The organism is Phycicoccus sonneratiae (assembly GCF_016887965.1).
GTDB classification, from domain to species: Bacteria; Actinomycetota; Actinomycetes; order Actinomycetales; family Dermatophilaceae; genus Phycicoccus; species Phycicoccus sonneratiae.
Genome location: NZ_JAFDVD010000022.1, coordinates 24,891 through 49,981 on the forward strand (window position 1 = coordinate 24,891; position 25,091 = coordinate 49,981).

At 74.3% G+C, this 25,091-nt stretch carries 25 protein-coding genes; 15 read left to right on the plus strand and 10 right to left on the minus strand.

From position 1 onward, the window contains the following. Positions 1–49 precede the first annotated feature (49 nt). Genes JQN70_RS17520 through JQN70_RS17530 form a run of 3 tightly spaced genes read right to left on the minus strand, consistent with a single transcriptional unit; the run spans position 50 to position 1,959 of the window. The gene (locus JQN70_RS17520; protein ID WP_204132671.1) at positions 50–892 is read right to left on the minus strand and encodes an SGNH/GDSL hydrolase family protein; all 843 of its coding nucleotides are present in this window, start codon (positions 890–892) and stop codon (positions 50–52) included. Next, positions 889–1,587 (minus strand): uracil-DNA glycosylase, encoded by a 699-nt coding sequence (locus JQN70_RS17525; protein ID WP_204132672.1) that lies wholly within the window; start codon positions 1,585–1,587, stop codon positions 889–891. Before JQN70_RS17525 ends, JQN70_RS17520 begins: the two co-directional genes overlap by 4 nt. 24 nt (positions 1,588–1,611) lie before the next feature. Further along, positions 1,612–1,959: an ArsR/SmtB family transcription factor gene (locus JQN70_RS17530; RefSeq protein ID WP_434063754.1), complete on the minus strand. Its 348-nt coding sequence runs from the start codon at positions 1,957–1,959 to the stop codon at positions 1,612–1,614. 117 nt (positions 1,960–2,076) lie between these two features. Here JQN70_RS17530 and JQN70_RS17535 point away from each other — a divergent pair, with 117 nt between their 5' ends. The 6 genes from JQN70_RS17535 to napA all read left to right on the plus strand — a co-directional run bounded on the left by JQN70_RS17535 (position 2,077) and on the right by napA (position 6,652). After that, entirely contained in the window at positions 2,077–2,595 is a 519-nt protein-coding gene (locus tag JQN70_RS17535; RefSeq protein WP_204132673.1) for an ArsI/CadI family heavy metal resistance metalloenzyme, read from the plus strand. After that, positions 2,592–3,677: an ACR3 family arsenite efflux transporter gene (arsB, locus tag JQN70_RS17540; protein WP_307836055.1), complete on the plus strand. Its 1,086-nt coding sequence runs from the start codon at positions 2,592–2,594 to the stop codon at positions 3,675–3,677. The genes JQN70_RS17535 and arsB overlap by 4 nt, the downstream gene beginning before the upstream one ends. Next, positions 3,661–4,086: an arsenate reductase ArsC gene (locus JQN70_RS17545; protein WP_307836056.1), complete on the plus strand. Its 426-nt coding sequence runs from the start codon at positions 3,661–3,663 to the stop codon at positions 4,084–4,086. The genes arsB and JQN70_RS17545 overlap by 17 nt, the downstream gene beginning before the upstream one ends. A gap of 52 nt (positions 4,087–4,138) precedes the next feature. Next, complete coding sequence (locus JQN70_RS17550) at positions 4,139–4,801, plus strand: HAD family hydrolase (RefSeq protein WP_204132674.1); 663 nt, start codon at positions 4,139–4,141, stop codon at positions 4,799–4,801. Positions 4,802–4,813: 12 nt separating this feature from the next. After that, positions 4,814–6,178 carry a pyridoxal phosphate-dependent decarboxylase family protein gene (locus JQN70_RS17555; RefSeq protein ID WP_204132716.1) on the plus strand — a complete coding sequence of 455 codons (1,365 nt, stop codon included), beginning with the start codon at positions 4,814–4,816 and terminating at the stop codon, positions 6,176–6,178. Positions 6,179–6,316: 138 nt separating this feature from the next. Continuing rightward, the gene (gene napA / locus JQN70_RS17560) at positions 6,317–6,652 is read left to right on the plus strand and encodes a nucleoid-associated protein NapA (RefSeq protein WP_491565917.1); all 336 of its coding nucleotides are present in this window, start codon (positions 6,317–6,319) and stop codon (positions 6,650–6,652) included. A gap of 137 nt (positions 6,653–6,789) precedes the next feature. Here the strand turns inward: napA and JQN70_RS17565 are convergent, their stop codons facing one another. From JQN70_RS17565 to JQN70_RS17575, 3 genes are read right to left on the minus strand one after another with little or no spacing between them, the layout of a single operon-like run. Next, positions 6,790–7,380 carry a DUF3349 domain-containing protein gene (locus JQN70_RS17565; protein ID WP_204132676.1) on the minus strand — a complete coding sequence of 197 codons (591 nt, stop codon included), beginning with the start codon at positions 7,378–7,380 and terminating at the stop codon, positions 6,790–6,792. Between the two features lie 8 nt (positions 7,381–7,388). Further along, positions 7,389–7,688, minus strand: coding sequence for a hypothetical protein (locus JQN70_RS17570; protein WP_204132677.1), 300 nt, complete (start codon positions 7,686–7,688; stop codon positions 7,389–7,391). A gap of 17 nt (positions 7,689–7,705) precedes the next feature. Continuing rightward, on the minus strand, positions 7,706–8,938 hold the full coding sequence (locus JQN70_RS17575) for an inorganic phosphate transporter (RefSeq protein ID WP_204132678.1): 1,233 nt from the start codon (positions 8,936–8,938) through the stop codon (positions 7,706–7,708). Positions 8,939–9,060: 122 nt separating this feature from the next. Here JQN70_RS17575 and JQN70_RS17580 point away from each other — a divergent pair, with 122 nt between their 5' ends. The 8 genes from JQN70_RS17580 (at position 9,061) to groL (ending at position 20,114) form a co-directional block, all read left to right on the plus strand. Continuing rightward, on the plus strand, positions 9,061–9,525 hold the full coding sequence (locus JQN70_RS17580) for a hypothetical protein (protein ID WP_204132679.1): 465 nt from the start codon (positions 9,061–9,063) through the stop codon (positions 9,523–9,525). 246 nt (positions 9,526–9,771) lie between these two features. Further along, on the plus strand, positions 9,772–11,202 hold the full coding sequence (locus tag JQN70_RS17585) for an extracellular solute-binding protein (RefSeq protein ID WP_204132680.1): 1,431 nt from the start codon (positions 9,772–9,774) through the stop codon (positions 11,200–11,202). Continuing rightward, entirely contained in the window at positions 11,177–12,079 is a 903-nt protein-coding gene (locus tag JQN70_RS17590) for a carbohydrate ABC transporter permease (RefSeq protein ID WP_307836057.1), read from the plus strand. Before JQN70_RS17585 ends, JQN70_RS17590 begins: the two co-directional genes overlap by 26 nt. After that, entirely contained in the window at positions 12,076–12,903 is an 828-nt protein-coding gene (locus tag JQN70_RS21085; RefSeq protein WP_204132681.1) for a carbohydrate ABC transporter permease, read from the plus strand. The genes JQN70_RS17590 and JQN70_RS21085 overlap by 4 nt, the downstream gene beginning before the upstream one ends. Next, positions 12,903–14,003, plus strand: coding sequence for an ABC transporter ATP-binding protein (locus tag JQN70_RS17600; protein WP_204132682.1), 1,101 nt, complete (start codon positions 12,903–12,905; stop codon positions 14,001–14,003). Before JQN70_RS21085 ends, JQN70_RS17600 begins: the two co-directional genes overlap by 1 nt. Further along, on the plus strand, positions 14,000–15,223 hold the full coding sequence (locus JQN70_RS21090; RefSeq protein WP_204132683.1) for a CehA/McbA family metallohydrolase: 1,224 nt from the start codon (positions 14,000–14,002) through the stop codon (positions 15,221–15,223). The genes JQN70_RS17600 and JQN70_RS21090 overlap by 4 nt, the downstream gene beginning before the upstream one ends. A gap of 40 nt (positions 15,224–15,263) precedes the next feature. After that, positions 15,264–18,287, plus strand: a complete 3,024-nt coding sequence (locus JQN70_RS17610; protein WP_204132684.1) for an alpha-mannosidase — start codon at positions 15,264–15,266, stop codon at positions 18,285–18,287. 201 nt (positions 18,288–18,488) lie between these two features. Further along, positions 18,489–20,114, plus strand: coding sequence for a chaperonin GroEL (groL, locus tag JQN70_RS17615; protein WP_204132685.1), 1,626 nt, complete (start codon positions 18,489–18,491; stop codon positions 20,112–20,114). Positions 20,115–20,221: 107 nt separating this feature from the next. On the opposite strand, the gene JQN70_RS17620 is transcribed toward groL, so the two are convergent. From JQN70_RS17620 to JQN70_RS17635, 4 genes are read right to left on the minus strand one after another with little or no spacing between them, the layout of a single operon-like run. Next, the gene (locus tag JQN70_RS17620) at positions 20,222–20,827 is read right to left on the minus strand and encodes a response regulator transcription factor (protein WP_204132686.1); all 606 of its coding nucleotides are present in this window, start codon (positions 20,825–20,827) and stop codon (positions 20,222–20,224) included. After that, positions 20,824–21,966, minus strand: a complete 1,143-nt coding sequence (locus tag JQN70_RS17625; protein ID WP_204132687.1) for a sensor histidine kinase — start codon at positions 21,964–21,966, stop codon at positions 20,824–20,826. Before JQN70_RS17625 ends, JQN70_RS17620 begins: the two co-directional genes overlap by 4 nt. Before the next feature lie 40 nt (positions 21,967–22,006). Continuing rightward, positions 22,007–22,576, minus strand: coding sequence for a class I SAM-dependent methyltransferase (locus JQN70_RS17630; RefSeq protein WP_204132688.1), 570 nt, complete (start codon positions 22,574–22,576; stop codon positions 22,007–22,009). Positions 22,577–22,599: 23 nt separating this feature from the next. Continuing rightward, positions 22,600–23,034 carry a DUF6069 family protein gene (locus tag JQN70_RS17635; protein ID WP_204132689.1) on the minus strand — a complete coding sequence of 145 codons (435 nt, stop codon included), beginning with the start codon at positions 23,032–23,034 and terminating at the stop codon, positions 22,600–22,602. A gap of 219 nt (positions 23,035–23,253) precedes the next feature. On the opposite strand from JQN70_RS17635, the gene JQN70_RS17640 reads away from it, so the two are divergent. Then, positions 23,254–25,089 carry an alkaline phosphatase D family protein gene (locus JQN70_RS17640; protein WP_204132690.1) on the plus strand — a complete coding sequence of 612 codons (1,836 nt, stop codon included), beginning with the start codon at positions 23,254–23,256 and terminating at the stop codon, positions 25,087–25,089. Positions 25,090–25,091 lie beyond the last annotated feature (2 nt).

The window sequence follows — 25,091 nt, forward strand, 5'->3', positions numbered from 1 at the left end:
ACCGAGGTGCTAGGACGTCCAACAAAAGCGCGGGCGGCCCGCCGGCGGGTCAGAGGTCGGGCAGCTGCTGGTGGTCGGGCTCGTCGTGGGGGTCGCGGAAGTGCTGGAGCGACGGGCGCTTGGGGTCGCGGTGGTCACCGGACGACGTGCCGCGCACCCGGCGCTCGACCCAGGGCGCCGCGTGGGTGCGGACCCACTCGGCGTGCCCGCGCAGCTGCTCGGCGCGGGTCGCCCGGTCGGCGGGCGGCAGGGGCGTCGACCACTGCGTGACGTCGGTGTCGTGGCCGAGGGCGGCGAGCGCGGCCATCGCGACCCGCTGGTGCCCCTCGGTCGTCAGGTGGATGCGGTCCTCGGCCCACATCCGCCAGTCGCGCAGGGCCGTCATCCCCCAGAGGTTGAGGACGTGGCAGTCGTGGCGCTGGGCGATCGTGAAGATGTTGGCGGTGTGCACCGCGTGCCGCCCACGCAGGGCGCGGAACAGGCCGGCGTCGCGGGTGTCGGTGGGCGTGGCGAGGAGCACGTCGGCGCCGGCCGAGCGCAGGCGGACCACGGCCTCCTCGATGCGCGTGGCCAGCCCGTCGAGGTCGACGCTCGGGCGGAGCAGGTCGTTGCCGCCCCCGACCATCGAGACGAGGTCGGGGGTCATCGTCAGGGCCGCGTCGAGCTGCGGGCCCACGACGTCGGCGAGGGTCCGGCCGCGGACGGCGAGGTTGGCGTAGCCGAACGGCAGGTGCTCGGCCTCGGCGACGACGTCGAGCTGTCGGGCGAGCCGGTCGGCCCACCCGACGAAGACGTCGGCGCGCTCGGGGTCGGGGTCGGACATCCCCTCCGTGAACGAGTCGCCGATCGCGACGTAGCGGGTCCAGACCGGTCGGGCGGCCGGTGTCGTCACGGGAGCCTCCAGTCGACCGGGTCGGCCCCGGCCTCGGTGAGCAGGGCGTTGGCGCGCGAGAACGGCCGCGAGCCGAAGAAGCCGTTGTGGGCGGAGAGGGGGCTGGGGTGCGCCGACTCGATGCACGGGATGCCGGGCAGGTGCGGTGCGAGAGAACGGGCGTCGCGACCCCAGAGGATCGCCACGAGCGGTCCGCCGCGCTCGACGAGGGCCTCGATGGCCCGCGCGGTGACCTCCTCCCAGCCGCGGCCGCGGTGGCTGGCCGGCTTCCCCGGGGTGACCGTGAGGACCCGGTTGAGCAGCAGGACGCCCTGGTCGGCCCACGGCGTGAGGTCGCCGCTCTCCGGGCGCGGGAGGCCGAGGTCGGCCTCGAGCTCGGTGTAGACGTTCACGAGGCTGCGCGGGACGGGACGCACGTCGGGGGCGACCGAGAACGACAGGCCCATCGCGTGGCCGGGCGTCGGGTACGGGTCCTGGCCGACGACGAGCACGCGGACGGCGTCGAGCGGCTGCTGGAAGGCCCGCAGGACGTGCGGGCCGCCGGGCAGGTAGCCGCGGCCGGCCGCGACCTCGGCCCGCAGGAACTCGCCGAGGCGGGCGACGGCCGGCTCGACCGGGGCCAGGGCGCGCGCCCAGCTCGGGTGGACGAGCTCGTGGAGCGGCTTCGCGGGGGTCGGGGCGGGCGGGGTCGACATCCCTCCCACCCTATGCCGGGCGAGTCAGTCGAAGATGCCCCGGACGTCGGCCAGGCGCGACGGCACCAGGCGGAACCACGCCCACGTGCCCCGGCGCTCGCGCTCGAGCAGGCCGGCCTCGGTGAGGACCTTGAGGTGGTGCGAGACGGTCGGCTGGGCCAGCCCCACGAGGTCGGTGAGGTCGCACACGCACGCCTCGCCGGCGTCGGTGGCGCGGATCGCGCTGAGCAGCCGGAGGCGCACGGGGTCGGCGACCGCCTTGAGGAGGGCGGCGCTGCGCTCGGCGTCCTCGCGGGTCAGCCCGCCGTCGACGCCGATGCCGCAGCACGAGGTGGTGGACGCGGGGGCGAGGGGCAGCTCGCGGACCGGCACGGTGACTCCTGGGGATCGACGGACCTCTATATTGACACACATCGATGTCATGGTCCACAGTGGACGCCGTCAGCCATCGACGACCGTCGATGCACCAGTCTCCTCCCGGAGGTGCCCATGTCCTCGTCCACCCCCTCGACCGGTCGCGTCCAGCTCGCGCTCAACGTCAGCGACCTCGAGGCCTCCGTCGCGTTCTACACCGCGATGTTCGGCGTCGAGCCGCACAAGCGCCGCCCGGGGTACGCGAACTTCGCCGTCGCCGAGCCGCCGCTCAAGCTCGTCCTCGTCGAGACCGGTGAGGACGTCCGGGGGTCCGGGACCGCGGGCGCGCTGAATCACCTCGGCGTCGAGGTCGCCTCCACCGACGACGTGGAGGCCGCGCGGGCCCGCTTCACCGAGGCCGGGCTGGCGGCGTTCGACGAGAACGACACGACCTGCTGCTACGCCCTCCAGGACAAGGTCTGGGTCCACGACCCCGCCGGCGCGCCGTGGGAGGTCTACACCGTCAAGGACGAGGACCCCACGAACCCGCGCGACGCCTTCGACCGGCCCGTGGGCCTCTCCGGTGACGGCGCGTGCTGCACGCCGGACGCCGGCCACGCCGAGCGCGCCGCCGAGGGGGCCTGCTGCCCGTGAGCGCCCGACCCGACGCCCCGGCCCCCGCCCCAGAGGCGGTGGCCGCCCGGCTCTCGACGCTCGACCGGTGGCTGCCCGCCTGGATCGGGGTGGCGATGGTCGCCGGGCTGGTCCTCGGCCGGCTCGTGCCGGGGCTCGGGTCCGCGCTCTCGGCGGTGGAGGTCGACGGCGTCTCGCTGCCGATCGCCCTCGGCCTGCTCGTGATGATGTACCCGGTGCTCGCCAAGGTCCGCTACGACCGGCTCGACACCGTGACGCGCGACCGGCGGATGCTCCTCGCCAGCCTCGCCCTCAACTGGGTGCTCGGGCCGGCGCTGATGTTCGCGCTCGCCTGGCTGCTCCTGCCCGACCTCCCCGAGTACCGCACCGGGCTCATCGTCGTCGGGCTGGCGCGCTGCATCGCGATGGTCGTCATCTGGAACGACCTCGCGTGCGGCGACCGCGAGGCCGCGGCGGTGCTCGTCGCCCTCAACTCGATCTTCCAGGTCGTGGCCTTCGCCGGTCTCGGGTGGTTCTACCTCTCGGTCCTGCCCGGCTGGCTGGGTCTCGAGCAGGCGGCCCTCGACGTGTCCGCGTGGGACATCGCGGGATCCGTCCTCGTCTTCCTCGGCGTACCCCTGCTGGCCGGTTACCTCTCGCGTCGCATCGGTGAGAAACGCTGGGGCAGAGCCGCCTACGAACGCTCGTTCCTTCCCCGGGTCGGCCCGTGGGCGCTGTACGGACTGCTGTTCACCATCGTCGTGCTCTTCGCCCTCCAGGGGGACCAGATCACCAGCCGGCCGCTCGACGTCGCCCGCATCGCCCTGCCGCTGCTCGCCTACTTCGCCCTGATGTGGGGCGGGGGCTACGTGCTCGGCCGGGCCCTCGGCATGACCTACGAGCGCACGACCACGCTGGCGTTCACCGCCGCCGGCAACAACTTCGAGCTCGCCATCGCCGTCGCCATCGCCACCTTCGGCGCCACCTCGGGCCAGGCGCTCGCCGGTGTCGTCGGCCCGCTCATCGAGGTCCCCGTCCTCGTGGCCCTCGTCTACGTCTCGCTCGCCCTCCGGAAGGGGTTCCCCCGTGCCCGACCGTCCTGACCGCCCCTCGGTCCTCTTCGTCTGCGTCCACAACGCCGGCCGCTCGCAGATGGCCGCGGCCTACCTGCACCACCTGTCCGCCGGGGCCGTCGAGGTGCGCTCGGCCGGCAGCGCGCCGGGGGAGTCGGTCAACCCCGTCGCCGCCGAGGCGATGCGCGAGGAGGGCATCGACATCTCCGCTGAGCGCCCGAAGCTGCTGACGACCGACGCCGTGAGGGCGTCCGACGTCGTCGTGACGATGGGCTGCGGCGACACCTGCCCGATCTTCCCGGGGAAGCGCTACGAGGACTGGGAGCTCGACGACCCGGCCGGCCAGGGCCTGGAGATGGTGCGCGGGGTGCGCGACGAGATCCGCGCGCGCGTCCTCGGCCTGCTCGACGAGCTCGGGGTGGAGCCGGTCACGCGCTGAGCCCGGTGGACCGGTGCGCGGCCCCGGCGGAGCGCTCGGCAGACTGGCCCGTGTGACCCCGACGCCGCCCTGGCCCACCGTGCTCTTCGACCTCGACGGCACGCTCGCGGACACCATCCCGCTCATCGTCGCCTCGTACCAGCACGCGTTCCGGGCCGTGCTCGGCGAGGAGGTCGACGAGCCCCGGGCCCGGGCCTGGATCGGCCGGCCGCTGCTCGAGGCCCTCCTCGAGGAGTCCCCCGAGCACGGGCACGCCCTCGACACGACCTACCGCGAGTGGAACCTCGCGAACACCGGCCGGCTCATCCGGCGCTACGACGGGGTCCCCGAGCTGCTCACCGCCCTCGCCGACGCCGGGGTGCGCACGGCCGTCGTCACCTCGAAGCGGCAGGAGACCGCGCGGCTGGCGCTCGAGGGCGTCGGCATCGACCACCTCGTCGCCGTCGTCGCCGGCCTCGAGGACACCGAGCGCCACAAGCCGCACCCGGACCCCCTCCTCCACGGGGCCGCCCGGCTCGGGGTCGACCCCGCGACCTGCGTCTACGTCGGCGACGCGACCGTCGACGTCCGGGCCGCGCGGGCCGCCGGGATGGCCGCCGTCGCGGTCACCTGGGGTGCCGGCGAGCGCGCCGACCTCGAGGCCGAGCGGCCCGACGCGCTGCTCGACGACGTCACGGCCCTGACCGGCCTGCTGCTGGGGCGCGTGGCCTCCTAGACTCCGGGCGTGATGCCGACCTCGCAGTACGAGCGCAACGCCCACGAGGAGCTCGCCGAGCTGCTCTCCGCCGTCACGGCGTACGCCGAGGAACGCATCCGGATGGAGCCGCCGCTCGACCGGGTGCGCACCCAGGACGACCTCGACGCCGCGCTCGGCTCGACGATCACCGCCGAGGGCATCGGCGGGCGCGAGGCGATGCGCCTGTTCACCGACGAGCTCGCCCCGGCCTGCCTGTCGGTCGACCACCCGCGCTACCTCTCCTTCATCCCCTGCGCCCCGTCGGACGCCGCCGTCGTCTTCGACCTCGTCGTCGGGGCGTCCTCGATCTACGCGGGGTCCTGGCTCGAGGGGTCGGGCGCCGTGTGGGCCGAGAACCAGGCGCTGCGCTGGATCGCCGACCTCGTCGGGATGCCCGAGCAGGCCGGCGGGGCGTTCGTGCCGGGCGGGACCATCGGCAACCTGTCGGCGCTCGTCGCGGCCCGCGGCGCGGCGCGGCACCGGGCCGCCGAGGGGGTGCGGCCGTTCCGCGTCGCGGCGACCGGGGGCGCCCACAGCTCGATCGCGTCGGCGTGCGAGGTGATGGATGCCGAGCTCGTGGGGGTGCCGGCCGACGAGCTGGGGCGGCTCACCGGGTCCGCCCTGCGGGAGGTGCTCGAGGCGAACGGCCCGGAGACTTTCTTCGCCGTCGTCGCGACCGCCGGCACGACGAACTTCGGCATCGTCGACGACCTCGAGTCGGTCGCCGAGGTCTGCCGCGAGCACGGCATCTGGTTCCACGTCGACGGCGCGTACGGCGGGGCCGGGCTCGCCGCGCCGTCGGTGCGCGGGCTGTACGCCGGCATCGAGCACTGCGACTCGTTCATCGTCGACCCGCACAAGTGGCTCTTCGCGCCCTTCGACTGCTGCGCGCTGCTCTACCGCGAACCGGCGCTGGCCCGGGCGGCCCACACCCAGCGCGCCGGGTACCTCGACGTCCTCACCGAGGCGCCGGAGTGGAACCCGACCGACTACTCGGTCGGCCTCACCCGGCGGGCGCGCGGCCTGCCGTTCTGGTTCTCGCTCGTCGTCAACGGCACCGACGCGTACTCGGCGGCGGTCGAGCGCACGCTCGACGTGGCGCGCTACGCCGAGGCCGAGGTGGCCCGCCGCCCCGAGCTCGAGCTGGTCCGGGAGCGGGACCTGTCGGTCGTCGTCTTCCGGCGGCTCGGGTGGGGCCCGGGCGACTACCAGGCGTGGTCGGACCGGATGCTCGCCGACGAGTTCGCCTTCGTCGTGCCCACGTCGCACGACGGCGAGACCCTCGCGCGCTTCGCGATCGTCAACCCCGCGACGACCGAGGCCGACATCGCCGCCATCCTCGACTCGATGGCCTGAGCCCGCGCGGGTCCGGGCCCGGTCCGCTGGGGTTCGTGGGGTCGGTGTGACTCGTGAGTCGTCCGTTCGGCTCGATGTCCAGCCGACACGCGGACCGGTCCGTCAGCGGAATGACACGACTGTCATTCGGCGGCTACAGTGAGGGCCGCAGCCGCACGCAGGGAAGGGTCGAGTACACACGTGAGTGCCGCGTCCGAACAGGTCACGCCCGTCGTCGGCGCGCCGGAGCTCTCCGAGCGCGACCGCGAGGTCCTTGCCTTCGAGCGCCAGTGGTGGAAGTACGCCGGCTCGAAGGAGACGGCCATCAAGGAGCTCTTCGACATGAGCTCGACCCGCTACTACCAGGTGCTCAACGCGCTCATCGACAACCCCGTCGCGCTCGCCCACGACCCGATGCTCGTCAAGCGGCTCCGACGCCTGCGCGCCAGCCGCCAGCGCGCCCGCTCGGCCCGGCGCCTCGGTCTGGAGCCCTGAGCCGGCGACCCCCCCCCGTACCAGCGACGCCCGTCCGTGAGGGAAGCCGGACGGGCGTCTCTGCGTCCGCCCCCGCTCCGGTCGAGGTGATGTCCGACCGGGACGAGGTCGGGTTTCACCTCGACCCGATCCGCGGGTCAGGGGAGGTCGGGGTCGGGGAACTCGACCGGCCAGCCCTTCTTGGCCAGCTGGTCGCGCACCCGCTTGAGGTCCTTGGCGCTCGGGTCGGCGTGCGTGTACGACGTGATGGCCGCCGCGATGTCGGACGGCCCCGCCGGGCTGACGTCGGCCCGGCGCAGCGCCTTGGCGACCTTCTTGACCTCCGAGCGGGTGAGCCGGCGCTCGAGCAGCGCGAGCAGCGGCACGTAGTCGTGCTCGGGCACGCCGCCCGGGTACCCCTCGCGCAGCCAGTTGACGATGCGGGCCAGCGGCGAGCCCTCGCGCGGCGGCGCCTCGTCCTCCTCCTCCTCGATGCCCCCGAGCGGCCAGCCACCGAGCGCGAGCTTGGCCGACACCTGGCGCAGCTGCTCGTCCTCGGGGACCAGGGCGCGAACGGCCTTGCGGGACAGCACCTTCTCGGCGGCGAGCTTGCGGAGGACGTCGTGGGCCGCCTCGGTGCCGAGCCGCTCCTGGAGGATGGCGCCGAGCGCCGCGGCCTCCGCGTCGGCGACGCCGTCCGGGAAGCCCTCGCGGATGTGGGCGATGACCGAGTGGGACAGCTGGGACATGGGGTGGCTCACTTCTTGTCGACGATGGTCGGGAGGATGTTCTCGAAGCTCACGGCCTTCCCGAAGCCGCTCGCGACGATGAGGACGAGGCCGAGGACCACCCCGCCCGCGACGACGAGGATGAGCAGGCCGGCGAGCGCCCGCCCGAGCGGCGTGTAGTGCGGGGCGGTGTCGCCGTCGGCCGGGGTCGCGCCGATGGTCAGGAGCCGCATCGCGAGGGCGTAGACGACGGGCAGGCCGGCGCCGAAGACGAGGCCGGCGCCGAGGACCTTGCCGGCCCCCTCGAGGGCGAGCGTCAGGCTGTTCATGGTGTCGGTCCTCTCCGTCAGCGGGTCGGGGTCTTGGTGGGGGCGGCGCTCTGCTCGGGGCTGCCGGCGGCCGGCGCACCCCAGTCGTCGGTGACGTTGTGCGCGCCGACGTGCTGCAGCCGCGAGCGGCGGTACATCCACCCGGACGCGGCACAGAGGATGGCGAAGACGAGCAGTGCGCCCGCGACCCCGCCGAGGGTGTGGCCGATCCACCACATGACCGCACCCATGCCGGCGGCGATGGGGAAGGTCAGCGCCCAGGCGACGACCATCCGGCCGGCGGTCGCCCACCGGACGTGGGTGCCACGGCCGAGGCCGCCGCCGAGCACCGAGCCGGTGGCGACGTGGGTCGTCGAGAGCGCGAAGCCGAGGTGGCTCGAGGCGAGGAGGACCGCGGCCGTCGCGCCGTCGCTCGACAGGCCCTGGCGCGGGGTGATGTCGACCAGGCCCTTGCCGAGCGTGCGGATGATCCGCCACCCGCCGATGTACGTGCCCAGGGCGATGGCCAGCGCGGCGCTGATCTTGACCCAGATCGGCACGGCGTCGGTGCGGTCCCAGTGGCCGCTCGCGATGAGCGCGAGGGTCATGACGCCCATCGTCTTCTGGGCGTCGTTCGTGCCGTGGGCGATGGACACGAGCGACGCGCTGCCGATCTGGCCCCAGCGGAAGTACCGCTCCTCGAGCCGGTGCATCACCGAGTTCGTCAGCTTGTGCACGAGCCAGCAGCCGACGAACGCGACGGCCATCGCGACGACCGGCGAGAGCAGCGAGGGCAGGAGGATCTTGCCGACGACGCCGTCGAGCTTCGTGCCGTCGCCGGTCCACTTGACGCCCGCGAAGCCCAGGCCCGCGGCGCCGGCGCCGGTGAGGCCGCCGAGCAGCGCGTGCGACGAGCTGGACGGCAGGCCGAGGAGCCAGGTCGCGAGGTTCCAGACGATCCCGCCGACGAGGCCGGCGAGGACGATGAGCAGGAGGGCCTGCCCGCCGCCGGTCAGCAGCTCGGGGCGTGGCGCCCCAGACTTGTCCTGGATCTTGATGACGGCGTTCGACACGGTGAGCGCGACCTCGACGGAGAGGAAGGCCCCGACGAGGTTGAGGACGGCGGAGAGGCCGACCGCCACCTTGGGCGCGAGGGCCCCGGTGGAGATCGAGGCCGCCATCGCGTTGGCCGTGTCGTGGAAGCCGTTCGTGAAGTCGAAGGCCAGTGCCGTCACGATGACGAGCACGAGGATGATGGTCGCTGCGTCCACGAGGCACCAGTGTGGGGTGGACACGGCGGCTTCACCAAGGTGGGGGGTGCCGTTCACCCGTTGTTCACCTTCGCGCGGGGCGCCCGGTGCCCACGGGGCGGGTGGGCTGACACGATGGCGCGATGAGCGACCTGGACTGGAGCACGCCGGACGGACTCGCGGCGATCGGGGAGCACCTCGCGGCCCGGATCGAGGGATGGCGCGAGCCGGTCGCCCACGCGGTGGGGCTCTCGCCGGCCACCTCCTCGCCGGAGTGGGACTTCCGGCACGTCAACGCGCCGGGGGAGCGGCACCGGCTGCCGGCCGTCGTGCTCGCGACGATCCTCGGCCACGACGGCTCGACGGCCACCCTGGCGCTCTCGCGGGGCGACCTCGCCGCGGCGGTCGAGTCGCTCGCCCCCGCCGAGGCGTGCACCGAGCGCGAGCACCCCAACCTCGCCGCGTGGCGGGAGGTGCTCCACGAGCTCGACGGCAACCCGGCCCGGGAGGCGGTCGCCGTCTTCGTCGCGGACCTCGAGGACCCCGTCGCCTCCGAGGCCGACGCCTCGCTGCGCGTGCACCTGGGCGGCGCGACCCCCGAGCTCTGAGCACCCGAACGACAACAATCGACACATTCGTCGATTGTTGGACGGCCGGTGGACGGGTCCGGGAGCGACGACACGTGACACATTCGTCGATGGATGTCGTCCGCGGCCCCGTCGGCGGTGTGAAAAACATGCGCAGGAGACGTCATCGGCGGACTTTTCTGTGCAAGGGTCGTCGGCGAGCGGGCACAGCGGCGTGACCCGCACCGGCGCCCGGCGCCGGTACCTCGTCCAGGAGGGGGACCCCCGATGACGCGTCCGTCCGTCGTGGCCCGGCTCGCGCTGTGCGGCCTGGCCACCAGTGCCCTGCTGTCCGGCTGCGTCGGCGCCAAGGAGGCCGGCGACGCCGCCGACCCGAGCGCCAACGCCGACGCCAAGGACGTCACGCTGGTCGTCAGCGCCAACGACGTCAAGGGCGGCAAGAACGCCGCCGAGGCGGCCTGGATCGAGGACGAGGTCATCCCGGCCTTCGTCGCCCAGCAGAAGGCCAAGGGCGTCACCGCGAAGGTCACGTTCAACGGCGCCGGCGTCGAGGACGAGCAGTACAAGACCAAGCTCGAGCTCAACCTGCGCACCGGCAGCGGCTCCGACGTCTTCGCCGCCGACGGCATCTGGCTCGGCGAGCTCGCCGCCGCCGGGTACGTCAAGCCGCTCGACGACGTCGTCGGCGACGCCGCGAAGGACTGGGACGGCTGGGACCAGATCTCCGAGGCCGTCCAGGCCAACCTCTCCTTCAAGGACCAGCGCTACGGCATCCCCAACGGCACCGACGGCCGGGTCCTCTACGTCAACAAGACCCTCTTCGCCAAGGCCGGGCTCCCTGCCGACTGGCAGCCGACGTCGTGGGACGAGGTCCTCGACGCCGCCCGCGCCCTGAAGAAGCTCGACGGCGTCACGCCGCTGCAGGTTAACGCCGGCGTCCCGATGGGCGAGGCGACGACGGCGCAGGGCTTCCTCCCGCTGCTCGCCGGCACCGGGGCGCCGCTCTACGACGAGGCCAAGGGGACCTGGCAGGGCGCGACCCCCGGCGTCACCGACGTCCTCGACTTCTACCGGCAGGTCTACGGCGAGGGCCTCGGCGACCCCCGGATGCAGCAGGACAAGGCCGGTCGCGACCAGTCCTTCGCCGAGTTCGCGCAGAACAAGATCGGCATCCTCGCCGAGGGCGACTACTTCTGGCGCTCGGTCATCTGCCCGAGCGAGGAGGACTGCGGCGCCACCTCCATGAAGAACCGCGATGAGGTCGTCGGCTGGGCCAAGATCCCGGCGAAGCAGCCCGGCACCGGCGTCGGCGGCCAGGACTTCGTCAGCGTCTCCGGCGGGGCCGGCTGGATGCTCAGCCCGAAGACGAAGTACCCGCAGCAGGCCTGGGAGCTCATGGCGCTGATGTCCTCGAAGGAGATGCAGGAGAAGCTCAGCGAGGCCCAGATCCGGGTGTCCGCCCGGGCCGACGTCAACGCCGAGACGCTGGAGAACGACCCGCTGCTGTCCTTCATCAGTGAGCAGGTGCTGCCCATCACCACCTACCGGCCGTCCGACGAGGCCTACAACGAGGTCTCGCTCGCCATCCAGCAGGCGACGGCCGACGTCGTCTCCGGGAAGAGCCCGCAGGAGGCGGCGGCCACCTACGCGAAGTCCCTGACCGAGGCCGTCGGTGCCGAGCACGTCGCCGGCGGCTGAGCGCGACGTCGCGGGGCTGGGGCGCGCCCGGGCCCTCGGGTTCGTCGCGCCGGCCCTGGTCGTCATCGGGGTCTTCCTCGTCTTCCCCGCGGTCTGGACCCTCTACCTCGGCCTGCTCGACTACTCGCTGACCGGCGCCGGCGCGCAGGCCCCGACCTTCGTCGGCCTCGGCAACTACACCGAGGCGCTCGGCGACCCCGCGTTCACCCGCTCGCTCGGGCTGACGCTGGTGTACGTCGGCGGCTCGGCGGTCCTCGGCCAGAACGTCCTCGGCTTCGCGCTCGCCTGGCGGCTGCGTGGCGCGGGGAAGGTCGTCCGCTCCGGTCTCACCGTGCTCGTCCTCCTCGCGTGGATCCTCCCCGGCTCGGTCGTCGCCTTCCTCTGGCAGGCGCTGCTCGACCGCCGCGGCGGCACCCTCAACGCGCTGCTCGGCACGACCGACCAGGCGTGGGTCCTCGACCACCCGATGTGGGTCATCGTCGTCTTCAACATCTGGCGCGGGACGGCGTTCTCGATGCTGCTCTACACGGCCGCGCTGTCGTCGGTGCCGCGCTCGCACCTCGAGGTGGCCCGGATGTCCGGGGCGAGCGGCTGGCAGCAGCTGCGCGACGTCGTGCTGCCGACCGTGCGGCGGCACGTCCTGACGAACACCCTGCTCATCACCTTGTGGACGTTCAACGACTTCTCGCCGTACCTGCTGACCGGCGGCGGGCCGAACGGGGCGAGCGAGATCCTCCCGGTCTACGTCTACCGCGAGGCGATCATCGGCGGCCACCTCGGCTACGGCTCGGCCATCTCCCTCCTGCTGCTCCTCGCCAACCTCGTCATCGCGGTGTTCTACCTCCGGGTGCTGCGCGGCCGGACGGAGGCGACGTGAACCCCGTCGTGCGCACGCTGCTCAGCCGGGTCGGCGGGTACGTCGGCGCCTGCCTGCTCGTCGTGTTCTTCGCGCTGCCGCTGCTCTGGCTCGTGCTCACCCCGTTCACGCCGAACCCCACGTACCGGGCCTCGCTCTCGGGCGTCACGCTCGACAACTTCCGCGCGCTCGTCGACAACCCGCAGGTCTGGCCCTCGATCCGCAACAGCCTCGTGCTCGCCGGCGGGTCGGCGCTGCTCGTCGTCGCCCTCGCGGCCCTCGCGGCGTACGCGCTGAGCCGGGTGCGCGTGCCCGGGCGCGACCAGCTGCTCTACGCGCTGCTCCTGCTGTCCTCCATCGTCACCGGGACCGCGGCGATGGTGCCCCTGTTCCTCATGCTCTTCCAGCTCGGCCTCATCGACCGGCAGGTGGGCGTGGTCCTCGTCCTCACCGGCGGGCTGCTGCCGGCGGCCGTGTTCATGCTCAAGGACTTCGTCGACTCCGTGCCCCGCTCCTACGAGGAGTCGGCCCGCGTCTTCGGCGCCAAGCCGAACCAGGTGCTGCGGCACGTCGTGCTGCCGGTCATCCGACCGGGGATGGCGACCGTCGGCGTCTGGGCCCTCGTGCAGGTGTGGGGCAACTTCCTCGTCCCGTACGTGCTCCTCGCCAACCCGTCGAAGCAGCCGGCGGCCGTCGTCATGTACACGTTCTACGACGCCGGCGGCCAGCCCGACTTCGCCCTCATCTCGACCTTCGCGCTCGTGTACTCGGTGCCGGTGGTCCTGCTCTACCTCGTCGTCAACCGCCGCTACGGCTTCGCGTTCCAGGGAGGGATCAAGGGCTGATGGCCACCGTCGAGCTCACCGACCTCGTCACCCAGTACCCCAACGGCGTCCGCGGCGTCGACGGGGTCGACCTCGCCATCGCCGACGGCGAGTTCTTCGCGCTGCTCGGGCCGTCCGGCTGCGGCAAGACGACCCTGCTGCGCACCCTCGCCGGGCTCGAGGGCGCGACGGAGGGCCGCGTGCGCATCGGCGAGCGCGACGTCACCGCCCTCGAGCCGGGGGAGCGGGACGTCGCGATGGTCTTCCAGGACTACGCGCTCTTCCCGCACATGACGGTGTCCGAGAACATCGCCTACCCCCTGCGCATCCAGAAGGTGGCGCGCGGCGAGCGCGAGGAGCGGGCCCGCGAGAGCGCCGACCCGCTGAGCCTCGGCGCGCTGCTCGAGCGCCGGCCGGCGCAGCTGTCCGGCGGCCAGCAGCAGCGGGTGGCGCTCGCCCGGGCCATCGCCTGCCACCCGCAGGTCTTCCTCTTCGACGAGCCGCTGTCCAACCTCGACGCCCGGCTGCGGCTCGAGGCGCGCACCTTCCTCAAGCAGCTCCAGCGCCGGCTCGGGGTGACGACCGTCTTCGTCACGCACGACCAGGCCGAGGCGCTCGCGATGTCGGACCGGATGGCGGTGATGGAGGCCGGCCGCATCCGCCAGGTCGGCACGCCGCGCGAGGTGTTCCAGCGGCCGGCCAGCCTCTTCGTCGCGAACTTCATCGGGGCGACGCCGATGAACCTGCTCGAGGGCGCCGTGCGGGGCGGGCGCATCGACCTCGGCGGGGTCTCCGTGCCCCTGCCCGCGGGCCACTCCGGCCTCGGGGACGGCGAGCGCGTCGTCTGGGGCGTGCGGCCCGAGTACGTCGCCACCGCCGGGGACGGCGTGCCGGCCGACGAGGTGGTCGAGGGCGAGGTCTCCGCCGTCGAGAACCTCGGGGTGACCGTGCTCGTGACGGTCGCCGTCGGGGGTCGCGACGGGGAAGAGGGGGTCGAGGTGCGCGCCGTGCTGCCCGAGGACGACGAGCCGGAGGTGGGCGCGCGGCTGCGGCTGCACCCGCAGACGGCGCGCGTCCTGCTCTACCGGGCCGACGACGACGGGGCGCTGGTCGAGCCGTGAGCCCCGCGCGCGAGGTCGGCCCGGGCCGCTGGCGCGGGCGGTGGACCCCCGAGGACCGCGCGGCCTCGGTGTGGCCGACGCTACCGTTCGAGGTCGGTGACGGGTGCCCCGGCCTGCGGGTCACGCTCGAGCACGACCGGTCACACGGGTCGTCCGGCGTCGTCGACCTCGGTCTCGTCGACCCGCTCGGCTGGCGCGGCTGGTCCGGCGGGGCGCGCTCCGTGCTCGAGGTCGCCCCGCGCGGTGCGACCCCCGGCTACCTCGACCGCGGCCTGCCCCCCGGCACCTGGGAGGTCGTCCTCGGCCTGCACCGCCTGCCGCCCGAGGGCCTGGAGGTCGAGGTCACCGTCGAGCAGGTCGTCGTCGAGCCGCCGCCGCAGGCCCCGCCCGGTCCGCCCACCGAGCGCCCGCCGCGCCGCCGGCTGCCCGCCCCCGCGGGGCTGCGCTGGCTGGCCACCGACCTGCACGCGCACTCGGTGCACAGCGACGGCGTGCTCACCCTCGACGCGCTCGCGGCCCTCGCGGTGTCGCAGGGCCTCGACGCCCTCTGGGTCACCGATCACAACACCGTCAGTCACCACCCCCACCTCGAGGAGGTCGGGGCGCGGCACGGCATCCGGCTGCTCCCGGGCCAGGAGGTGACGACCGCCGACGGCCACGCCAACGCCCTCGGCGACGTCGGGTGGGTGGACTTCCGGCGCCCGGCCCGGGAGTGGGCGGACCACGCCCGCGGGGCCGGCGGGCTGCTGTCGCTCAACCACCCGGTCGCCGGCGACTGCGCCTGGCGCGACCCGGGCGGCCCGCTCGGCGGCCCGCCCGACCTCGCCGAGGTGTGGCACGGGCCGTGGGCCGACCCGACCCACGGCGGCCCGCTCGCGTGGTGGGCCGCGGCCGGGCAGCCGGTGCCGGTCGGTGGCAGCGACGTGCACGACCCGCGCGAGCAGCTGCCCGGCACCCCGACGACCTGGGTCCTCACCGAGGACGACGACGTCCTCGGCGGGCTGGCCGCCGGACGGACCGCGGTCTCGGCGGGGACGGCCGCACCCGTCCTGCTGCGGCTCGGGGACGAGCTGCACACCCTCGGCGCCGACGGCACCCAGCTCGTCTGCGCCGACGGGCGCCGCACGCCGGTGCGCGGTGACAGGGTCGTCGTCACCGGGCACGACGGCCCGCACCTCCTCGAGCGCGACGACCGCACGCTCGTCGCCCTCTCGTCCTGACCCCGCCCGTCCACCCCGACCCCCGCCCCCGGAGGACCCCGTGCACGACGACCGCCAGCTCATCGAGGGCCGCCTGGCCCGCACCCTCCAGCGCGTCGAGGACGCGGTGTGGTCCGACCCCGAGCCCGTCGACCTCGGGCGCTGGGACGCCCCCGGCGAGCCGGTGCCGGTGGCCGAGGGGCTGGCCGCCGACCACGCGCCGTGCGCCGTCGGCGACCTGTGGGGCCCGCCGTGGGGCACCGCGTGGTTCCGGGTGCGGGGCTCGGTGCCCGAGCGGTTCGCCGGCCGCGTCGTCGACCTGCGCCTCGACCTCGGCTTCGACCCCGAGCGCACCGGGTTCCACGCCGAGGGGCTCGTGTACCGATCCGACGGCTCGGTGGTCAAGGGACTGCACCCGCGGACCCAGTGGGTGCGGGTGACCGACGCGGCGGCCGGTGGCGAGGCGGTCGACCTGCACGTCGAGGCGGCCTCGAACCCGCTGCTCCTCGGCGGCGGGGGCTTCGACTTCCGGCCCTCCCCGATGGGCGACCCCGACACCGCGCCGCGCGACCCCCTCTACCGCGTCGCCCGCGCCGAGCTCGCGGTGTTCGAGACCGAGGTGTGGGAGCTGCAGCAGGACCTCGAGGTGCTCGGGCAGCTCGCCGCCGAGCTGCCCCTCGAGGACGCCCGGCGTTGGGAGCTGCTGCGCGCCCTCGACCGGGCGATGGACCGGCTCGACGTCGCCGACCTCGCCGGCACCGCTGCCGCCGCCCGCGCCGAGCTGGGCCCGGCGCTCGCGGCCCCCGCGCGGGCCAGCGCCCACCGCGTCTCGGCGGTCGGCCACGCGCACATCGACTCGGCCTGGCTGTGGCCGACGCGCGAGACCGTGCGCAAGGTCGCCCGCACCTGCGCCAACGTCACCTCCCTCATGGACGACCACCCCGAGCTCGTCTTCGCGATGAGCTCGGCGCAGCAGTTCGCCTGGGTCCGCGAGCACCGGCCGGAGGTCTGGGAGCGGGTCGTCGAGCGGGTGCGCGAGGGCCGGTTCGTGCCCGTCGGCGGGATGTGGGTCGAGTCCGACACGAACATGCCCGGCGGAGAGGCGCTGGTCCGCCAGCTGACCCACGGCAAGCGGTTCTTCCTCGACGCCTTCGGCATCGAGACCCGCGAGGTGTGGCTGCCGGACTCCTTCGGGTACACGGCCGCCCTCCCGCAGCTCGTCGCGCTCTCGGGGTCGCGCTGGTTCCTCACCCAGAAGATCTCGTGGAACACGACGAACCGGTTCCCGCACCACACCTTCCGGTGGGAGGGCCTCGACGGCTCCCGGGTGCTCACCCACTTCCCGTCCGCGGACACCTACGGCTCGGAGGTCAGCGGGGCCGAGGTCGCCCACGCGGCCCGCAACTTCCTCGACAAGGGCGCCGCGAACCGCTCGATGCTGCCCTTCGGCTGGGGCGACGGCGGCGGCGGGCCGACCCGCGAGATGCTCGCCCGCGCGGCCCGGCTGCGCGACCTCGACGGGTCGGCGAGGGTCGAGGTCGAGCGCCCCGACACCTTCTTCGAGCAGGCCGAGGCCGAGTACCCCGAGGCCCCGGTGTGGGTCGGCGAGCTCTACCTCGAGATGCACCGGGGCACCTACACGAGCCAGGCGCGGACCAAGCAGGGCAACCGGCGCAGCGAGCACCTGCTCCGCGAGGCCGAGCTCTGGGCAGCGACCGCGTCGGTGCGGGTGGGCTCCGAGTACCCGTACGAGCGGCTCGACCGGTTGTGGAAGACGGTGCTGCTCAACCAGTTCCACGACATCCTCCCCGGCTCCTCGATCGGGTGGGTGCACCGGCAGGCCGTCGAGGAGTACGCCGCGGTCGCCGCCGAGCTCGAGGAGCTCATCGCCGCGGCGCAGGCCGCGCTCGCCGGCGACGGCGAGGCCGACGTCGTCTTCAACGCCGCACCCCACGCCCGCGGTGGCGCGCCCGCCATGGGCGCCGACGCCCCCGCCGCCGACGACGCAGCCGTCACCGTGACGGCCGACGGCGACGGCTGGGTCCTCGACAACGGCCTCGTCCGGGCCCGGGTCGACGCCGACGGCCTGCTCACCTCCGTCGTCGACGCCGCCTCCGGGCGCGAGGCCCTGGCCCCGGGCTCGCGCGGCAACCGGCTCCAGCTGCACCCGGACACCCCGGTGCGCTTCGACGCGTGGGACGTCGACGCCTACTACCGGAACACCGTCACCGACCTCGACGGGCTCGGCGACGGCGGCTCCGTCGTGGTCGTCGACGGCGGGCTGCGGGTCGTCCGGACGATGGGTCGCTCGCGGGTCGAGCAGCTGCTCACCCTCCCCGTCGGCGAGGCCCGCGTCGACGTCGCCACCGACGTCGACTGGCAGGAGCGCGAGACCCTCCTCAAGGCCGCGTTCGACCTCGACGTCGCCACCGAGCGGGCGGCCTGCGAGGTGCAGTTCGGCCACGTGCACCGCCCCACCCACACGAACACCAGCTGGGACGCCGCCCGCTTCGAGGTGTGCGCGCACCGCTGGGTCCACGTCGGCGAGCCCGGCTTCGGCGCCGCCGTGGCCAACGACTCGACCTACGGGCACGACGTCACGCGGGCCGACCGCGCGGGCGGCGGCACGAGCACCGTCGTCCGGCTCTCGCTGCTGCGCGCGCCGCAGAGCCCGGACCCGGTCGCCGACCTCGGCCGGCACCGGATGACCTACGCGCTCGTCCCGGGCGCCGGCGTGCTCGACGCGGTCCGCGAGGGGTACCGGCTCAACCTCCCCCTGCGCCGGGCACGGGGGGCCGGCGCGCCGGTCGAGCCGCTCGTCGGGCTCGACCGGGACGGGGTCGTCGTCGAGGCGGTCAAGCTCGCCGACGACGGGTCCGGCGACGTCGTCGTCCGGCTCTACGAGGCGCTCGGGGCGCGGGTCGCCGCCCGCCTCGACGTCGGGTTCGACCACACCTCGGTCGCCGTGACCGACCTCCTCGAGCGGCCGGCCGACGACACCGACGGCGTGACCGCCGATGAGGGCGGGGTCGAGCTGGCGCTGCGCCCGTTCCAGGTCCTCACCCTGCGGATCGGCCGCGGCTGAGCCGCGGGGGCCGGGCATCGTTTGCACTCTCCCCCCGAGAGTGCCAATAATGAGCGTTAGCACTCTCACCCCGAGAGTGACAAGTACCGACCGGTCCGGTGAGGCCCGGTGCGCCGACGGTGACGTGAGCCGCGGCCCCGGACCGTCCGTCGCGGGCACCGCCCGGTCCCACCTTCGATTCGCGTGGGAGGAACCACCCGAATGGCCAAGATCATCGCTTTCGATGAGGAGGCGCGCCGCGGTCTCGAGCGAGGCATGAACACCCTCGCCGACGCCGTCAAGGTCACGCTCGGCCCCAAGGGCCGCAACGTCGTCCTCGAGAAGAAGTGGGGCGCCCCCACGATCACCAACGACGGCGTCTCCATCGCCAAGGAGATCGAGCTCGACGACCCGTACGAGAAGATCGGCGCCGAGCTCGTCAAGGAGGTCGCCAAGAAGACCGACGACGTCGCCGGCGACGGCACGACGACGGCCACCGTCCTCGCCCAGGCGCTCGTCCGCGAGGGCCTGCGCAACGTCGCCGCGGGTGCCAACCCGATGGCGCTCAAGCGCGGCATCGAGAAGGCCGTCGCGGCCGTCTCCGACGAGCTGCTCAACAACGCCAAGGACGTCGAGACCAAGGAGCAGATCGCTGCCACGGCCTCGATCTCCGCTGCTGACCCCCAGATCGGCGAGATGATCGCCGAGGCCATGGACAAGGTCGGCAAGGAGGGTGTCATCACCGTCGAGGAGAGCAACACCTTCGGCCTCGAGCTCGAGCTCACCGAGGGCATGCGCTTCGACAAGGGCTACATCAGCCACTACTTCGTCACCGACACCGAGCGCATGGAGGCCGTGCTCGAGGACCCCTACGTCCTCATCGCGAACTCCAAGATCGGCTCGATCAAGGACCTGCTGCCCCTCCTCGAGAAGGTCATGCAGTCCGGCAAGCCGCTGCTCATCATCTCCGAGGACGTCGAGGGCGAGGCGCTGTCCACGCTCGTCGTCAACAAGATCCGCGGCACCTTCAAGTCGGTCGCCGTCAAGGCCCCCGGCTTCGGCGACCGTCGCAAGGCCATGCTCGGCGACATCGCCATCCTCACCGGCGGCCAGGTCATCTCCGAGGAGGTCGGCCTCAAGCTCGACACCGCGGACCTGTCGCTGCTCGGCAAGGCGCGCAAGGTCGTCGTCACCAAGGACGAGACCACCGTCGTCGAGGGTGCGGGTGACCAGGACGCGATCCAGGGTCGGGTCAACCAGATCCGCGCCGAGATCGAGAAGTCGGACTCCGACTACGACCGCGAGAAGCTCCAGGAGCGCCTCGCCAAGCTCGCCGGCGGCGTCGCCGTCATCAAGGCGGGCGCGGCCACCGAGGTCGAGCTCAAGGAGCGCAAGCACCGCATCGAGGACGCCGTCCGCAACGCGAAGGCCGCCGTCGAGGAGGGCATCGTCGCCGGTGGTGGCGTCGCCCTCATCCAGGCCGGTGCCAAGGCGTTCGCCAACCTCACCCTCGAGGGTGACGAGGCGACCGGTGCGAACATCGTCAAGGTCGCCATCGAGGCGCCGCTCAAGCAGATCGCGGTCAACGCCGGTCTCGAGGGCGGGGTCGTGGCCGAGAAGGTCAGCAACCTCGAGCCGGGCCACGGCCTCAACGCAGCCACGGGCGAGTACGTCGACCTCGTGTCGGCGGGCGTCATCGACCCGGCGAAGGTCACCCGCTCGGCGCTGCAGAACGCGGCGTCCATCGCGGCGCTGTTCCTCACCACCGAGGCGGTCATCGCCGACAAGCCCGAGAAGGCCGCTCCGGCCATGCCGGGCGGCGACGACATGGGCGGCATGGGCTTCTGAGCCCCTGACGCACCACGCTGCACACGCCGACGGGCGGTCCTCCTGCGGGAGGGCCGCCCGTCGCCGTGTGACCGGGGGAGGGCTCCGGCGCCGGCTCGGCGGTCGGGTCAGAGCCAACCGCGGTCGCGGGCCTCGGCGGCGGCCTCGGTCCGGTTGCGCGTGCCGGTCTTGCCGATGGCCGCCGACAGGTAGTTGCGCACGGTCTGCTCCGACAGGTGCAGGGCGCCGGCGATGTCGGCGACGGTCGCGCCGCCCTCCCCGGCCCGCAGGACGTCCTGCTCGCGCGCCGTCAGCAGGTTCGGGCCGGCCGCGAGCGCGTCGGCGGCCAGGGCGGGGTCGATGACCAGCTCGCCCGCCGTCACCCGCCGGACGGCGTCGGCCAGCCCCTCGACCGGGCCGTCCTTGACGACGAAGCCGCGGACGCCGGCGTCGAGGGCCCGCCGGAGGTAGCCGGGCCGGCCGAACGTCGTCACGACGACGACGACCGTGCCCGGTGCCGCCTCCCGCAGCCGCTCGGCGACGTCGAGGCCGGAGAGCCCGGGCAGCTCGATGTCGAGCAGGACGACGTCGGGCGAGCACTCCGCCACCGCCGCCAGCACCTCGTCGCCGCGCCCGACCTGCCCGACGACGTCGAGGTCCGGTTCGAGGTCGAGGAGGGCCGCGAGCGCCTCCCGGAGCATCACCTGGTCCTCGACGACGAGCAGCGTGGTCACCGGGCGCCTCCGCCCGGTGGCAGGCGCACCGAGAGCCGGAAGCCGGCGGCGTCGCCGTCGGTGTGCAGGCTGCCCCCGCTCCCGGTGAGCCGCTCGCGCAGCCCGGCGAGCCCGGAGCCGGTGACGGCGGCGGAGGCGTCCTCGTCAGCGTCCGGCCCGGACCCGTCGTCCTCGATGACGAGCGTCGTGCCCTCGGGCCCGGTCGCCGTCCGGATGGCCGCCCGTCCCGCCCGCGCGTGGCGCAGGACGTTCGTGGCGCCCTCGCGGACCACCCAGGCGAGCAGCTCCTCCTCGGACGGGGTCAGCCCGGCGTCGGCGCGCTCGACCTCGGTGCGGATGCCCGCGGCCCGCAGCGCCTGCCCGGCCCGGACGAGCTCGTCGTCGAGGGTCGTGCCGCGGTAGCCGCGGACCGCCCGCCGGACCTCGGTGAGCGCCTCCTGGGCCAGCGTCGCGATGTCGTCGGTGTGCTGCTCGGCGGCGTCCGGGTCCGAGCGCACGGTGCGCCGCGCGGCCTGCGCCTTGACCGACACGACGGACAGGCTGTGCCCGAGGAGGTCGTGCAGGTCGCGGGAGAAGCGCAGCCGCTCGGCGGCCACGGCCGTGCTCGCGAGCTCCTCGCGCGTGGCGCGCAGCTCGGCGACGACCGCGGCCAGCCACCCGAAGGCCCAGGTGAGGAGCCCGGCGAGGGCGGTGGTGACGCCGGTCCCCCAGATCGCGGTCGGCCAGTCGGCCCCGCGGGCCCGGGCGACGAGCACGACGACGGCGGCCAGGCCGGCGACGAGCGACGGGGTGGCGCGCAGGGGGGTCGTGGCCCCGACGGCGATGGCCGCGAGGACGGGCAGGGTCGACCAGTCGAGGGCCGGGTCGAGGGCGAGCAGGCCGACGAGCAGGAGGAGGGCGACGACGAGCGGCCAGAGGTCGGTGCGCCGGGTGCCGGAGCGGGCGGTCGCGTCGACGGTCGCCGCGACGAAGAGCACTCCGGTGGCGACCAGCCCGACGACGACGAGCAGCGGGTGCGGGCTCGCGCCGCTGGAGACGAGGGGCGGGGCGAGCAGCCCGAGCGCCCAGAGGCTCGACCACACCGCGGCCACCCCACGGGGCAGCCGCGGCCAGCTGTGCTGCGTGACCGGTGGCGGCATCGCCGTCATCCTCGCAGCGTCCGGCCGGCGGCGCGCCACGTCAGACCGCCCCGGCGGTGCCGGCGACGTGGTCGACCCACGTCCCGAGCGGCCCGGGGGAGCGGAACCGGTGGAGCCCGTCGGCGGTGAACCCGGCCGCGGCGAGGGCCGCACCGGTGTCCCGCGCCGGGTGGCAGCCGTGGTCGACCAGCACCGAGACCGGCGCGACCGCCCGCTGGGCCAGCCGGGTCCACGTGCCGCGCGGGGCGGCCACGTGCTCGAGGAGCCGGAGGCCGCCACCGGGACGCAGCACGCGGCGCACCTCGGCGAGCACCCGGGGCTGGTCGCGGACCGAGCAGAGCGCGAACGTGGAGAGGACCGCGTCCGCCGTGCCGTCCGGCAGGGGCAGCGCCTCGGCGCCACAGCGCAGGACCGTCGCGTCCCGGAACCGGTCGCGGGCGGCGTGCCGCAGCAGGGCCGCGCGGCGCCGGTCCGGCTCGACGCCGACCCAGCGGACCGACGGGTCGAGGAGGCCGAGGTTCCGCCCGGTCCCCGCGCCGATCTCCACGACCGTTCCCGCGAGCCCGGTGGTGAGCCGCTGCCGCCACGTGGCGACGTCGTCGGGGAGCACGGGACCGGCGGTCCGCGACGCGGTCACGACCGGGCGACCGGGAGCCGGCGCACGACGAGCGGGACGACGACCGCCGCGACGACGACGTGGAGCGTCGCGAGGGCCACGGCCGCCGTCCCCGTGTCCGCCTGGAGGACCGGGCCGGCCATCGACAGGACGAGGACGACGAGCGACACCCACCCGAAGGCGCGCCGGGGCCGGCGCGCGGTGCGGCGCAGGATGCCACCGACCCCGAGCGCGGCGAGCGCGACGACGGCGGCGCTCAGCGTGACGGCGACGCCGCCGACGGTGTGCGTCGAGCCACCGCTCGTGGCGACGAGGTCGACCGCGGTCCCGAGCGGCCACCAGGCGAGGAGGGCGGCCGCGGTCGACCCGGTGACGACCAGCCAGGCCGGGGTGCGTGCCGTGGACGGGGTCGGCGGCGCGGTGGTGGGGGTGTGGTCGGTGCGGGTGGTCATGGTGCTCCTCCGTCGGGGGTCAGGGCCGGCAGGTCCGGCGTCCTCGACGCTAGGAGCGGCCCCGGGGGTGGCGGCAGGGCCGCGAGTACGCAGGGCGGCGGTACATCCGTCCCTGGTGCTCGGGGATGTCGGGGCGTGCCGGGTCCCCGGCCTCGACCGGGGGCGAACCGGGGTGTTCCCCCACAGCCGACGCCCAGCCTCGCCGGGCAGGATGGCCGGATGAGCCAGCCGCCCGCCGACCCCGGAGGTCGGCCCGACCCCTCGTCCCGGCCCGACGCCGCCGGCCCCCTGGTCCTCGGACCGCTCCTCCGGTACGTCGACGAGACCTCCGCCACCGTGTGGGTGCGCACGTCCCACGCCACGACCGTCACCGTCCGGCGCGCCGGGCGCTCCTGGTCGGTGCCGACCTTCGGCGTCCACGGCTCGCACTACGCCCTCGTCGTCTGCGACGGGCTCGAGCCCGGCTCCGACGAGCCCTACGAGGTGCTGCTCGACGCCGAGCAGGTGTGGCCCCAGCCCGGCGCGGCGCCCAGCCGCATCCGCACCCTCGACCCGGACCGGTTGCCGCACTTCGCCTTCGGCTCCTGCCGGACGATGGGCACGCACGACGCCAAGGGTGTGCGCCTGCACGGCGTCGACGCGCTGCGCAGCCTCGGGGTCACCCTGCGCGACGTCCCGGACGCCGGCCGCCCCGACCTCCTCGTCCTGCTCGGTGACCAGGTCTACGCCGACTCGACGCCGCACCCCGAGCTCGAAAAGTTCATCCGGGCCCGGCGCGACCTCTCGCAGCCGCCGCACGAGGAGATCAAGGACTACGCCGAGTACGACGAGCTCTACCGGCTGACGTGGGACGAGCCGGTCATCCGGTGGCTGCTGTCGACGGTGCCGAGCTCGATGATCTTCGACGACCACGACATCCGCGACGACTGGAACACCTCGTGGTCGTGGCGGCGCGACATGCGGGCCACGACCTGGTGGCAGGAGCGCATCGCCTCGGGGCTGGCGTCGTACTGGGTGCACCAGCACCTCGGCAACCTCTCGCCGGCCGAGCTCGCCGAGGAGGAGCTCTACGCGCGGGTGCTGGCCCACGCGGCGAGCGGAGCCCCCGACGAGCTCGACCTCACCGCCGACCTCGACGCCCTCGCGGCCCGTGCCGACGCCGAGCCGGAGACCTACCGCTGGAGCCACACGAGGGAGCTCGGCGACTGCCTGCTCGTCGTCCTCGACTCCCGCGCGGCCCGCGACCTGCAGCCCGACCGGCGCTCGATGCTCGACGCCACCGAGATGCGCTGGCTCGACGACACCCTGCGCGGCGGGTACCGGCACATCTTCGTCGGCACCTCTCTGCCGTTCCTCCTCCCGCCCGGGCTCCACGACTTCGAGGCCATCGACGAGGTCGTCGCCCAGGGCGCGTACGGCCGCCGCGCCGCCCACGCCGCCGAGCACGTGCGCCGCGTCGTCGACCTCGAGCACTGGGCGGCGTTCAACGCCGGCTTCGAGGAGGTCGTCGAGATGGTCGCCGACCTCGCGCGCGGCCGGCGCGGACCGGCACCGGAGACGGTGACCTTCCTGTCGGGCGACGTCCACAACTCGTACTTCGCCGAGGTCACGGACGCCGAGGCGCACGGGTTCACCTCACGAGTCGTCCAGGCCGTGTGCTCGCCGCTGCGCAACCCGATGCCCCGCGGGGTGCGGGTCGCCGTGTCGATGCTCACCCGCTCGCTCGTGCGCCCGATGCGCTTCCTCGCCTCGCGCTCGCGCCGGGTGCCCGACCCGCGCTACCCGTGGACGGTCACCGAGGGGCCGTGGTTCGACAACAACGTCGCGCTCTGCCGCGTCACGCCGGGTGGCCTCGAGCTCACCTGGGTCACCGGCATGGTCGACGGCGACGACCACGACCACCCGTGGCTGCGCGAGGTGTACTCGGTGAGCGTGCCGTCGGCGGCGGTCGCAGCCGGCGCTCCGGGCGCTGCGGCGCCCGAGGCCGCCCTCGGGGACGACCCGGGGTCGCGCCCGGGTGGACCCCGACGGCGGGACCCCGCCGAGGTCGCCTAGCG

What these genes read in the sequence shown, in the direction of transcription:
- JQN70_RS17535 (WP_204132673.1), top strand. Translation starts at nt 2,077, where the DNA reads ATGTCCTCGTCCACCCCCTCGACCGGTCGCGTCCAGCTCGCGCTCAAC.
- JQN70_RS17600 (WP_204132682.1), top strand. Translation starts at nt 12,903, where the DNA reads ATGGCCACCGTCGAGCTCACCGACCTCGTCACCCAGTACCCCAACGGC.
- JQN70_RS17555 (WP_204132716.1), top strand. Translation starts at nt 4,814, where the DNA reads ATGCCGACCTCGCAGTACGAGCGCAACGCCCACGAGGAGCTCGCCGAG.
- JQN70_RS17635 (WP_204132689.1), bottom strand. Translation starts at nt 23,034, where the DNA reads ATGACCACCCGCACCGACCACACCCCCACCACCGCGCCGCCGACCCCG.
- JQN70_RS17565 (WP_204132676.1), bottom strand. Translation starts at nt 7,380, where the DNA reads ATGTCCCAGCTGTCCCACTCGGTCATCGCCCACATCCGCGAGGGCTTC.
- JQN70_RS17585 (WP_204132680.1), top strand. Translation starts at nt 9,772, where the DNA reads ATGACGCGTCCGTCCGTCGTGGCCCGGCTCGCGCTGTGCGGCCTGGCC.
- JQN70_RS17640 (WP_204132690.1), top strand. Translation starts at nt 23,254, where the DNA reads ATGAGCCAGCCGCCCGCCGACCCCGGAGGTCGGCCCGACCCCTCGTCC.
- JQN70_RS17525 (WP_204132672.1), bottom strand. Translation starts at nt 1,587, where the DNA reads ATGTCGACCCCGCCCGCCCCGACCCCCGCGAAGCCGCTCCACGAGCTC.
- JQN70_RS17580 (WP_204132679.1), top strand. Translation starts at nt 9,061, where the DNA reads ATGAGCGACCTGGACTGGAGCACGCCGGACGGACTCGCGGCGATCGGG.
- groL (WP_204132685.1), top strand. Translation starts at nt 18,489, where the DNA reads ATGGCCAAGATCATCGCTTTCGATGAGGAGGCGCGCCGCGGTCTCGAG.
- JQN70_RS17570 (WP_204132677.1), bottom strand. Translation starts at nt 7,688, where the DNA reads ATGAACAGCCTGACGCTCGCCCTCGAGGGGGCCGGCAAGGTCCTCGGC.
- JQN70_RS17625 (WP_204132687.1), bottom strand. Translation starts at nt 21,966, where the DNA reads ATGCCGCCACCGGTCACGCAGCACAGCTGGCCGCGGCTGCCCCGTGGG.